Below are 10,293 nucleotides of genomic sequence, written 5' to 3' on the forward strand. Positions count from 1 at the left end.
GCGAGAAATCATGAGCGGTGTCAAAGGCAAGATCGTACAAGTTATCGGCGCGGTGGTGGACCTCGAATTCCCCGAGGGCCAGCTCCCCGCCATCATGAACGCGGTGAATCTGAAAAACACCAACAACCCCAACGCCACGGACCTCGTCCTTGAAGTGGCGCAGCACCTGGGCAACAACGTCGTGCGCACCATCGCCATGGACGCCACCGACGGCCTCGTGCGCGGCATGGAAGGCGTGGACACCGGAAGCCCCATCATGGCCCCCGTGGGCCGCGCCCCCCTGGGCCGCATCATCAACGTCGTGGGCCTCCCCGTGGACGAAGCCGGAGATGTCGGCGCCACGGAGTTCCTGCCCATTCACCGCACCGCTCCCGCCTTCGTGGAACTTTCCACCAAGGTCGAAGTGCTGGAAACCGGCATCAAGGTCGTCGATCTGCTCATCCCCTTCCCCAAGGGCGGCAAGGTCGGCCTCTTCGGCGGCGCCGGCGTGGGCAAGACCGTTATTCTCATGGAAATGATCAACAACATCGCCAAGCAGCACGGCGGCCTCTCCGTGTTCGCCGGCGTGGGCGAGCGTACCCGCGAGGGCAACGACCTCTACCACGAGTTCAAGGAAGCCGGCATTCTGGACAAAGCAGCCTTGGTGTACGGCCAGATGAACGAGCCCCCGGGAGCCCGTGCCCGCGTGGCCCTCACCGCCCTCACCGTCGCGGAATACTTCCGTGACGCCGAAGGCCAGGACGTGCTGCTGTTCATCGACAACATCTTCCGGTTCACCCAGGCCAACTCGGAAGTGTCGGCGCTGCTCGGCCGCATGCCCTCCGCGGTGGGTTACCAGCCCACCCTCGGCACCGACCTTGGCGCCCTGCAGGAACGCATCACCTCCACCAACAAGGGCTCCATCACCTCGGTGCAGGCCGTGTACGTCCCTGCGGACGACCTCACCGACCCCGCGCCGGCCACCACGTTCTCGCACCTGGACGGCACCCTCGTGCTCTCGCGCCAGATCGCGGAACTGGGCATCTACCCCGCGGTGGACCCCCTCGACTCCACCTCCCGCATCCTCGACCCCCTGGTTCTGGGCGTGGAGCACTACGGCGTCGCCCGCCAGGTGCAGCAGATCCTTCAGAAGTACAAGGACCTGCAGGACATCATCGCCATTCTGGGCATGGACGAACTCTCCGACGAGGACAAGCTGACCGTGGCCCGCGCCCGCAAGATCCAGCGCTTCCTCTCGCAGCCGTTCTTCGTCGCCGCCCAGTTCACCGGCAAGGAAGGCCGCTACGTCAAGTTGGAAGATACCATCAGGGGCTTCAAGGCCATCATCGAGGGCAGCCACGACGACCTCCCCGAGGGCGCCTTCTACATGGTGGGCGGCATCGAAGAAGCGGTGCAGAAAGCCAAGGAGATGTAAGGCATCATGGCCAAGGAACTCCGCCTGGAAATCGTCACGCCTGACCGGTTGGTCGTGTCCTCCGACGTGGAATACGTCGGAGCGCCCGGCGTGCTCGGCGAGTTCGGCGTGCTGCCCGGCCACGTTCCCTTCCTCTCCGCTCTGGGCATCGGCAACCTGCACTACAACGTCGGCGGCAAGACCTACTACGTCTTCGTCTCCGGCGGGTTTGCCGAAGTCAGCGGCGATAAGGTGACTGTCCTGGCCGAAGTGGCCGAACGGGCCGAAGAGATCGATGTGGAACGCGCCCGCCGCGCCGAAGAGCGCGCGCGTCAGCGCATCACCAAACAACAAGAAGCCGTGGACAACGCCAGGGCCTCCGCCGCCCTCCAGCGCGCCATGGCCCGCATGAGCTGCCGTACCGCAGCCCAGTCCGCAGGCACAAGCAGCCGCGCCTAGAACGCGCTGCGCCTCAGACCGCACTTGAGGGCGGCGGACGAAAGTCCGCCGCCCTCTTTTGTATGGTAGTATGGATTCTACCGGTTGAGGCGATGGGCGTGGAACTCTGCTGACGACTTTGGCGGCGCCAGGGCGAGACCTTCTGGATACCTCTGTTGCTTCGCGAGTCCAAGGAGAACGGCTCCACCTCCAGGCGAAAACCTTTAACTCTTCACACAGTGAGCGGAGATCGGCGCGTTCTGCGCTCTTCAAGAAACGATTATCCACGGAACTTACATCTTTTCCACGCCGTAGGGCTCAATCAGATCCTTTCCTTATGAATCAACGCGCATGGGCTGTGAGCGTTTCGTCCCTTCGCTCCATTGGTTCGCTTGACGTGCGTGCGCTCCTCTTGAAAAGCCGCCCTGCCTGTGCCAAATCCAATCGGCTTTGATCAAACTGAAAACGAGGCATCCATGAACGAGAAGGTCAGCGCGTTGGTCTTGGCGGCGGGGAAGGGCACGAGGATGTATTCCGAAGACCCCAAAGTGCTTCGCACGCTGTTGGGCGAACCAATGCTCGGGTACGTGCTGGACGGTCTGGAGCCGGTGTTCGGCGAACGGGTGCGCGTGGTGGTGGGTTTCGGCGCCGAGAAAGTACGAAAGGCCTACCCGGGATACGACGGGCGTTTCATCCTCCAGGAGCGGCAACTGGGTACGGGGCACGCGTTGCAGTGCGCCTGGGCCGAGATTCTGGCCTCCGGCGAGGAGTATGTGCTGGTGGTCAACGGCGACGTCCCGCTGGCGTCCGGGCGTGACTTGGCAGGCTTCGTCGAGGACGGCGTTTCCGCTGGTGTGGACTTGGCGTTCCTGACCATCGAGCTTAACGATGCTGGCGCTTACGGTCGCGTGGTGCGCGACGCCTCCGGCAGCGCGCGCATCGTGGAAGCCAAGGATTTCGACGTGGCGCAGCACGGCCTTCCGACGGGAGAAATCAACGCGGGCATCTACCTGCTGCGGGTGTCGGCCGTTGACAAGGTGCTGCATGGGCTTACCAATGCCAACAAGAGCGGCGAATTCTACATCACCGACCTGGCGGAGATGGTGGCGCGCGCAGGCGGGAAGGTTTCGGCCTTGAGCCGGGGCCGGGATGAAAACCTGCTGGGCATCAACAACGCCCGCGAACTGCTGGCGGCGGAGGAGTGCCTTCGGGCGCGCATCGTGGAAGGTCTGATCGACTCCGGCGTGGTGATCCGCCAGGCCGGGAGCGTGCGCATCGGCCCCAGGGTTCGCATCGCGCCAGGTTGCGAAATCTGCGGATCGTGCGAACTGCTGGGCGACACGTTGCTGGAGTCTGGCGCGGTGGTGGAGTCCGGCTGCGTGGTGAAGGACAGTCGACTGGGCGTGCGCGCGGTGGTGCATTCGTTCTCCCACCTGGATCGGGCGGTGCTGGGCGTGGGGTGCCATGCAGGACCTTTCGCGCGGCTGCGTCCCGGCGCTGTGCTGGAGGACGACGCCCGCGTGGGGAATTTCGTGGAGATGAAGAAATCCGTGCTTGGCCCCGGGGCCAAGGCCGGTCACCTGACGTACCTTGGCGACGCCTTCATCGGCGCTGGTGCAAATATCGGGGCGGGGACCATCACCTGCAACTACGATGGCGTGAACAAGCATGTGACGCGCATCGGCGCGAAGGCGTTCATCGGTTCCAACACGGCGCTGGTGGCCCCCGTGACGGTGGGCGATGAGGCGCTGGTGGGAGCGGGCTCGGTGATCACCAAGGAGGTGCCGCCCGGGGCGTTGGCCATCGCGCGCGGCAAACAGATCGTTCGTGAGCGCAGGAAAAACCCGGCTTGATTTCACCTGTCAAACCGGTTAGGAGTTAGCATATGGACATCATCGACACCTTGGAAGAGCGCATCGCGCAACTGGTGAATCGTCTCAAGGCGTTGGAAGAAGAAAACAGGGCCTTGAAGGCGGCCATGGAGCAGGAGAATGCCTCGATGAAAGAGGCCCTGGACCTGGAACGCCAGAAAAAGGACGCCGTGTTGTCCCGGGTGGATCAGCTCTTGAAGAAGTTACAAGAGGAGCCGATCTGAATTGAATGCCGATGCCAAGCTACAGCAAGGTCATTCTCGGGCTTGAACTCTCGTTCAAGACCGACGCGGAACCGGACCGCGTGGAGACAGCCAAGGCATTGGTGGAAGAACGCTACCGGCTGCTCAATCCGGGTGGAAAGAATCTGAGCAAGGAGAAGCTGCTGACGTTCGTGGCCCTGGGCCTCGCGGACGATCTGCTGATGGCCAACCAGAAGCTGTCCGAGATGGAAAGCAAGCTCGACAGAATTCTGAAAAGGATAAAACCGCCGGAGTGATTCCGGCGTTGTGACGATACTTCCCTGGAGTGCGCGTGATCGTCGATCGGTTTCTGAGCCGATACTCCTGAAAAGGGTGACGCTCCGAGACGGCTGGTGTGCGAACCCGCCTCGAGCGGGTGGCCTGAAAGCCGTCCAGTGTCGCCCCCCTTGCGTAAGCAAGGTTCAAAACTGATCGTCGACACGGCTCTCCGGGGTTCCCCGGCCATCCTCAGTCTTGGGGAGCCCCGCTCCCGTCGTGCGCCTGCCGCGTCCGTCTACGCTCTTCCCTGCGCCGCCTTCGGCGGAATCGTTTTCGCGCCCCGGGCTTGCGGCCCGGTGCGGCATACCGGGCGCTGGCCCGTGACACAATAGAGGGAATCGGCATGGACTTCAGCATCGTCGTCGGCGTGATGGGCATGGCGGCAGGCGCCGCGGGCGGATGGCTGCTCAACAGGATTATTTCCGCCAAGGCGTTGGCGGAATCGAAAACCCTGGCCGAGCGCATCCTGGAAGAGGCCCGCAAGGAGGCCCAGGCGCACAAGAAGGAAATCATCCTCCAGACCCAGGACGAACTCTACAAGCAGAAGCTCGAACACGAGAAGGAGGTCAAGGAGCGCGAGGGCCAGCTCCTGCGCAAGGAATCCTCGCTCCAGGAGAAGCTGGACAAGCTCGAAACGAAGCTCGAAAAGGCCACACAGAAGGAGTCCGACCTGCTGGCCCAGGAAAAGCGCCTCTCCCACCAGGAAAAGTTTCTGGGCGAGAAAGAGGAGAGCCTGGCCGAGGCTGCCCAGGTGCAGGAGCGCAAACTCGAAGAAATTTCCGGACTTACGGCCGACGAAGCCAAGCGCGTGCTCATGGCCGAGATGGAGAGCCGCACTCGCCACGAGGCCGCGCGCATGATCCGACAGATCGAGACCGAAGCCAAGGAGGAGGCCAGCAAGAAAAGCAAGGAGATCCTTGCCCTGGCCATCCAGCGCTACGCGGGCGATTACGTCTCTGAGCAGACAGTCACCGCCGTGACCCTGCCCAGCGAGGAGATGAAGGGCCGCATCATCGGCCGCGAGGGTCGCAACATCCGCGCCCTGGAGGCCGCCACCGGAGTGGACCTGATCATCGACGACACGCCTGAAACCGTGATCCTCTCCGCCTTCTCCCCCATCCGCCGCCAGGTGGCCAAGATGGCCCTGGAACGCCTGATCACCGACGGGCGCATCCACCCCGCGCGCATCGAGGACATCGTCAAGAAGTGCGAACAGGAGTTCGAGGTGAAGCTGCGCGAACTGGGCGAGCAGGCCACCTTCGACGTGGGCGTGCACGGCATCCATGCCGAGATCGTCAAGCTCCTGGGCCAGCTGCACTACCGCACCAGCTATTCGCAGAACGTGCTTCAGCACTCGCTGGAAGTGGCCTCGCTGTGCGGCATCATGGCCTCGGAGCTGGGGCTGGACGTGAAAAAGGCCAAGCGCGCCGGCCTGCTCCACGACATCGGCAAGGCGGTGGACCACGAGATCGAAGGCCCCCACGCCGTCATCGGCTACGATCTCGCCAAGAAGTTCGGCGAATCCAAGGACATCACCCACGCCATCCAGGCCCACCACGAGGACGTGCCCCCCAAGACCGTCTACGCAGTGCTGGTGCAGGCCGCCGACAGCCTCTCGGGCGCACGCCCCGGCGCGCGCAAGGAACTGCTCTCGAGCTATGTGAAGCGCCTGGAAGACCTGGAGAACATCGCCACCAATTTCGAAGGGGTTTCCAAGGCCTACGCCATCCAGGCGGGCCGCGAGATCCGCGTTGTGGTGGACTCCGACGCCGTGGACGACGACAACACGCATGTTCTCTGCAAGGACATCGCCAAGAACATCGAGGAGAACCTCACCTACCCCGGACAGATCAGGGTCACCGTGATCCGCGAGCGCCGGGCCGTGGGCTTCGCCAAATAGCATGGCCCGCCATCGCGCCACGGGCCGGACGGCGGTCCTCCGTCCGTTCGGCCCGTGGCGGGCCGGTATCCTCGTCCTCGTTTTCGCGTTGGGTTTCTGCCTTCCTTCCCAGGCCCAAGGCCCCGTTCCCGTCTGGCCCCCCGACAATTTCGTGTTCCAGCGCGCCTCCGACGGCTTCGGACGCCCCGGCTTCGTGGTGCGGGCCGCTCCGGGAGAACTGGTCCACGCGCGGCTGGGCACCGATTCGGGACAGTTCCTGGAACAGGCCCGCGCCACGGCAGACGCCAACGGTGTGGCCTCCCTTCGTTTCTCTCGGCAGGCCCCGGGGTTCTACCGAGTGGTCCTCGCAAGCGCGACTGGCCGAACGGCCCTGCGGACAGCCGTGGGGGAGCTCTTCCTGGTGGCCGGGCAGTCCAACGCCGTGAGCACCAGCTACGGCCATGCGCCCGCGGCCTCGGAGACGGGCCTGGTGGTGGTCAACGACTACTACGGCGACCTCGGCCCAACGCGCGGCTGCGAGGTCCGCTCGCTGGAGCGCCTGCTGGTCCCCTCGGACAAGGACGGCATCACCTCCAACGTCTGTTGGGTCGTGTGCGGCGACATCCTGGCCCGGCGTTACGGCGCGCCGGTGGGCTTCCTCAACGTGGCGGTCTCCAACACCGACACCAACCGCTGGAACCCCGCCACGGGCGACCTGGCGGCAAAGCTCCTGGAACTCCAGCGCATGGCCTCCTTCCGGGCGGTGCTCTGGCAGCAGGGCGAATCGGACGTGATCAACAAGGTCCCTGGCGAGACGAGCCTGGTGAACCTCACAACGCTCATCAGGGCCTCCCGCGCCGTCACGCCGGGGATCCCCTGGTTCGTGGCGCGAAACTCCCACAAGGACGGAACGCCGTATCCGGACCAGCCCGTCCGCCGCGCCCAGGAGACCCTCATCCGGCAGGGGCTCGCCCAGGCAGGACCGGACACGGATCAGATCCGCGAGGTGCCCGGCTGGAGCGGTTTTGCCGATTTCTGCATCCAGGGGCTGGACCGTAACGGCGAACTCTGGGCCGAGGCGCTCCTGCCCTGGCTTTCCCGCCGCTTCGCGCAGTAGGTGGACGGATGAACGTGCTCTTCCTGGGCGATGTGGTGGGCCGACCCGGGCGCAAGGCCCTGGCGGAACAGGCCCGCAATCTGCGGCGCGACCTGGAGCTGGACCTGCTCATGGCCAACGTGGAGAACGCCTCGGGCGGCATCGGACTCAACGCCAAGGCCGCCCGCGAGCTTCTGGCCCTGCCCCTGGACGTGCTCACCGGCGGCAACCACACCTGGAAACACAAGGACGTTTTTCCCGTCTTCCAGGAAGCCTCGAGGCTCCTGCGCCCGGCCAACTATCCGGCCGGGGCGCCCGGCACGGGGCTGCGCGTCTACGAGACGGCCGGGGGAACGCCCTACGCCGTGCTCAATCTCCTGGGCCGCACCTACATGGACGCAGTGGACTGCCCCTTCCAGACCGCCCGGACCCTGCTGGACTCCCTGCCCGTCGACGTGAAGGTCCGCATCGTCGATTTCCACGCCGAGGCCACCAGCGAGAAAAAGGGCATGGCCTATTTCCTGGACGGGAGCGTCTCGGCGGTGCTGGGCACCCACACCCACGTGCAGACCAACGACGCCCGCGTCCTGCCCGGCGGCACGGCGGCCCTCACCGACGTGGGCATGTGCGGTCCCGTGCACTCCGTGATCGGCATGGACGCGCAGGGTATCGTGAACCGTTTCCTCACGCGGCTTCCCGTGCGTTTCGAAGTGGCCAAGGGCCCTGCGCGCCTGGAAGGGGCCTTGTGCGCCATTGACGAGTCCACGGGCCGGGCGCTAAGCATCCGCCCTTGGCAAGGAGGACTTTCGTGAACGTTTTCGACGAACTCACCTGGCGAGGCCTGGTCCATCAGACCAGCGGGGCGGACACCCTGCGCGAACACCTGGCCGCGCCCGGACGCGTGATGTACTGCGGCTTCGACCCCACGGCCGAGAGCCTGCACATCGGCAACATGGTGCCCCTGCTGGCGCTCATGCGCTTCGCCCTGGCCGGGCACCGGCCCATGGCCCTGCTGGGCGGGGCCACCGGCCTCATCGGCGACCCCAGCGGCAAGGACAAGGAGCGCCAACTCTCCGACCCCGCCGACACGGCGGCCCGCGCTGAACGCATCAAGGCCCAGATTCTCAAGCTTTTCACGGACAACGGGGCCACCATCGACGTGGTGAACAATCTCGACTGGATCGGGAAACTCTCGGCCATCGAGCTGCTGCGCGACGTGGGCAAGCACTTCACCGTGAACTACATGCTGGCCAAGGATTCCGTGAAGGGGCGCATCGACCGCGAAGAATCGGGCATCTCCTACACCGAGTTCAGCTACATGATCCTGCAGGCCTTCGATTTCCACCACCTGAACCGCGAGCAGGGCTGCACCCTGCAGATCGGCGGGGGCGACCAGTTCGGCAACATCACCGCCGGGCTCGAACTCATCCGGCGCAAGTCCGGGGCCGAGGCCCACGCCATGACCTTCCCGCTCATCACCACGGCCTCGGGGGCCAAGTTCGGCAAGAGCGAGAAGGGCGCCATCTACCTGGACCCCCGGATCACCTCGCCCTACGCCTTCTACCAATACTGGGTGAACGCCGACGACCGCGACGTGGTGAACTATCTCAAGTACTTCACCTTCCTTCCTCGCGAGGAGATCGAGGCCCTGGCCGTGGCCGTGGCGGAAAAAGCCCACCTGCGCGAGGCCCAGCGCACCCTGGCCTATGTGATGACCTCCATGGTCCACGGACGCGACCAGGCCGAGCATGTGGTGAAGGCCAGCGAATACCTCTTCGGCAAGGGGGCCCTGGACGGCGTGGACCCCGCCACCCTGCGCGCCGCCCTAGAGGGAGCCCCCGGGCGCGACTACGCCTCCCGCGCGGACATCCCGGATATGGTGACGCTGCTGGTGGAACTCGGCCTGTGCAGCTCCAAGGGCAACGCCCGCAAGGACCTGGCCGCCGGGGCCGTGACCGTGAACAACGCCAAGGTGGGGGCCGACTACGCCTATCCCGAGGCCGACTTCGCGGGCGGCACGCTCCTGCTGGTGCGCAAGGGCAAGAAGAGCTACGGCGTGGCGAGGCTCGGATGAGCGCCGCCGACCCCGCGCAGGGGAGTTGCGCCCGCCCGACGTGCGGCAGGCTCTGCCCGCCGCCGCTCCTTAAGGCCCTCTCGCGCGAGAAGTTCAAGGCCCTGGCCGGGCGGGCGGCCCTGTTCGCCTCGTTCGTGAAGATCGAGCACTCGGTCTTCGCGCTGCCCTTCGCCTACGTGGGGTTTTTCCTGGCCAAGCGCGGCTGGCCGGGATTCGCGCCCTTCGCGCTGCTCACCCTGGCCATGGTGGCCGTGCGCTCCTACGCCATGGGGGTCAACCGCCTCATGGACGAGCCCTTCGACCGTCTGAACCCGCGCACGCAGGGCCGCGAGCTGGTGCGCGGGGCCATCAGCCGCGCCCAGGGCTGGGGCTTCGTGGCCGTCTGCGCGGCCGTGTTCGTGCTGGCTTGTTGGGGGCTCAACCCCCTGTGCCTGTGGCTCTCGCCCGTGGTGCTGGCCTGGGCGGGCTTCTACAGCCTGACCAAGCGCTTCACCTGGCTGTGCCACATGGTGCTGGGCAGCGTGCTGGGCCTGGCCCCGGTGGCCGGATGGCTGGCCGTGACGCCCCAGTTCGCCCTTGCCCCGGTGCTCTTCGGGCTGGGCGTCACCTGCTGGGTGGCGGGCTTCGACGTGCTCTACGCCTCCCAGGACGAGGCCTTCGACCGCCGCCACGCCCTGCACTCCATGCCCGTGCGCTTCGGGGTGGGGCCCGCGCTCTCCCTGGCGGCGCTCCTGCACGGGCAGGCCGTGGCGCTCTTCGCCCTGGCGGGCTGGTCCGCGGCGCTGGGCTGGGGCTATTTCGGGGTGCTCGCGCTGGTGGCGGCGCTTTTGTGGATAGAGCACCGCCTGATCTCCGAGAACGATCTCTCGCGTCTGAACATGGCCTTTTTCACGCTCAACGGGGTGGTGGCGGCCACGCTCTTCCTGGGCGTGCTCTACGACCTCTTCGCCTGATCCGCCCTCAGGGGCGTCCCCGACCATTCGATCACCCGCTCGTGCCGGACCTCCAGGTCCGGCGCGAT

General features: G+C 65.6%; 10 protein-coding genes and 1 other RNA gene. All 11 read left to right on the top strand.

Annotated elements, in window-relative coordinates; translation table 11 throughout:
* Positions 1 to 10: 10 nt before the first annotated feature.
* The 11 genes from atpD to ACV4UX_RS04990 all read left to right on the top strand — a co-directional run bounded on the left by atpD (position 11) and on the right by ACV4UX_RS04990 (position 10,225).
* Positions 11 to 1,414 (top strand): F0F1 ATP synthase subunit beta, encoded by a 1,404-nt coding sequence (gene atpD, locus ACV4UX_RS04940; protein WP_491592211.1) that lies wholly within the window; start codon positions 11 to 13, stop codon positions 1,412 to 1,414.
* 6 nt (positions 1,415 to 1,420) lie between these two features.
* Complete coding sequence (locus tag ACV4UX_RS04945; protein WP_491592212.1) at positions 1,421 to 1,852, top strand: F0F1 ATP synthase subunit epsilon; 432 nt, start codon at positions 1,421 to 1,423, stop codon at positions 1,850 to 1,852.
* Positions 1,853 to 2,307: 455 nt separating this feature from the next.
* Positions 2,308 to 3,684: a bifunctional UDP-N-acetylglucosamine diphosphorylase/glucosamine-1-phosphate N-acetyltransferase GlmU gene (glmU, locus tag ACV4UX_RS04950; RefSeq protein WP_491592213.1), complete on the top strand. Its 1,377-nt coding sequence runs from the start codon at positions 2,308 to 2,310 to the stop codon at positions 3,682 to 3,684.
* Positions 3,685 to 3,716: 32 nt separating this feature from the next.
* Complete coding sequence (locus ACV4UX_RS04955; RefSeq protein WP_491592214.1) at positions 3,717 to 3,926, top strand: cell division protein ZapB; 210 nt, start codon at positions 3,717 to 3,719, stop codon at positions 3,924 to 3,926.
* A 5-nt stretch (positions 3,927 to 3,931) separates the two neighbouring features.
* Positions 3,932 to 4,201 carry a cell division protein ZapA gene (locus tag ACV4UX_RS04960; protein ID WP_371865501.1) on the top strand — a complete coding sequence of 90 codons (270 nt, stop codon included), beginning with the start codon at positions 3,932 to 3,934 and terminating at the stop codon, positions 4,199 to 4,201.
* Between the two features lie 18 nt (positions 4,202 to 4,219).
* Positions 4,220 to 4,403, top strand: a non-coding RNA gene (gene ssrS, locus ACV4UX_RS04965) — 6S RNA.
* Between the two features lie 163 nt (positions 4,404 to 4,566).
* On the top strand, positions 4,567 to 6,123 hold the full coding sequence (gene rny, locus ACV4UX_RS04970; RefSeq protein WP_491592215.1) for a ribonuclease Y: 1,557 nt from the start codon (positions 4,567 to 4,569) through the stop codon (positions 6,121 to 6,123).
* Between the two features lie 151 nt (positions 6,124 to 6,274).
* Entirely contained in the window at positions 6,275 to 7,219 is a 945-nt protein-coding gene (locus ACV4UX_RS04975; RefSeq protein ID WP_491592216.1) for a sialate O-acetylesterase, read from the top strand.
* A gap of 8 nt (positions 7,220 to 7,227) precedes the next feature.
* Positions 7,228 to 8,010, top strand: a complete 783-nt coding sequence (locus ACV4UX_RS04980) for a TIGR00282 family metallophosphoesterase (protein ID WP_491592217.1) — start codon at positions 7,228 to 7,230, stop codon at positions 8,008 to 8,010.
* Positions 8,007 to 9,272, top strand: a complete 1,266-nt coding sequence (gene tyrS, locus ACV4UX_RS04985; protein ID WP_491592218.1) for a tyrosine--tRNA ligase — start codon at positions 8,007 to 8,009, stop codon at positions 9,270 to 9,272. Before ACV4UX_RS04980 ends, tyrS begins: the two co-directional genes overlap by 4 nt.
* The gene (locus tag ACV4UX_RS04990) at positions 9,269 to 10,225 is read left to right on the top strand and encodes a UbiA-like polyprenyltransferase (protein WP_491592219.1); all 957 of its coding nucleotides are present in this window, start codon (positions 9,269 to 9,271) and stop codon (positions 10,223 to 10,225) included. The genes tyrS and ACV4UX_RS04990 overlap by 4 nt, the downstream gene beginning before the upstream one ends.
* The last annotated feature ends 68 nt before the right edge of the window (positions 10,226 to 10,293 follow it).

The sequence above is a fragment of the Fundidesulfovibrio sp. genome (assembly GCF_058402725.1).

Excerpts from the sequence above, each read along its gene's own strand:
- ACV4UX_RS04990 (WP_491592219.1), top strand. The coding sequence starts at position 9,269 with ATGAGCGCCGCCGACCCCGCGCAGGGGAGTTGCGCCCGCCCGACGTGC.
- glmU (WP_491592213.1), top strand. The coding sequence starts at position 2,308 with ATGAACGAGAAGGTCAGCGCGTTGGTCTTGGCGGCGGGGAAGGGCACG.
- rny (WP_491592215.1), top strand. The coding sequence starts at position 4,567 with ATGGACTTCAGCATCGTCGTCGGCGTGATGGGCATGGCGGCAGGCGCC.
- ACV4UX_RS04945 (WP_491592212.1), top strand. The coding sequence starts at position 1,421 with ATGGCCAAGGAACTCCGCCTGGAAATCGTCACGCCTGACCGGTTGGTC.
- ACV4UX_RS04955 (WP_491592214.1), top strand. The coding sequence starts at position 3,717 with ATGGACATCATCGACACCTTGGAAGAGCGCATCGCGCAACTGGTGAAT.
- ACV4UX_RS04960 (WP_371865501.1), top strand. The coding sequence starts at position 3,932 with ATGCCGATGCCAAGCTACAGCAAGGTCATTCTCGGGCTTGAACTCTCG.
- atpD (WP_491592211.1), top strand. The coding sequence starts at position 11 with ATGAGCGGTGTCAAAGGCAAGATCGTACAAGTTATCGGCGCGGTGGTG.
- ACV4UX_RS04980 (WP_491592217.1), top strand. The coding sequence starts at position 7,228 with ATGAACGTGCTCTTCCTGGGCGATGTGGTGGGCCGACCCGGGCGCAAG.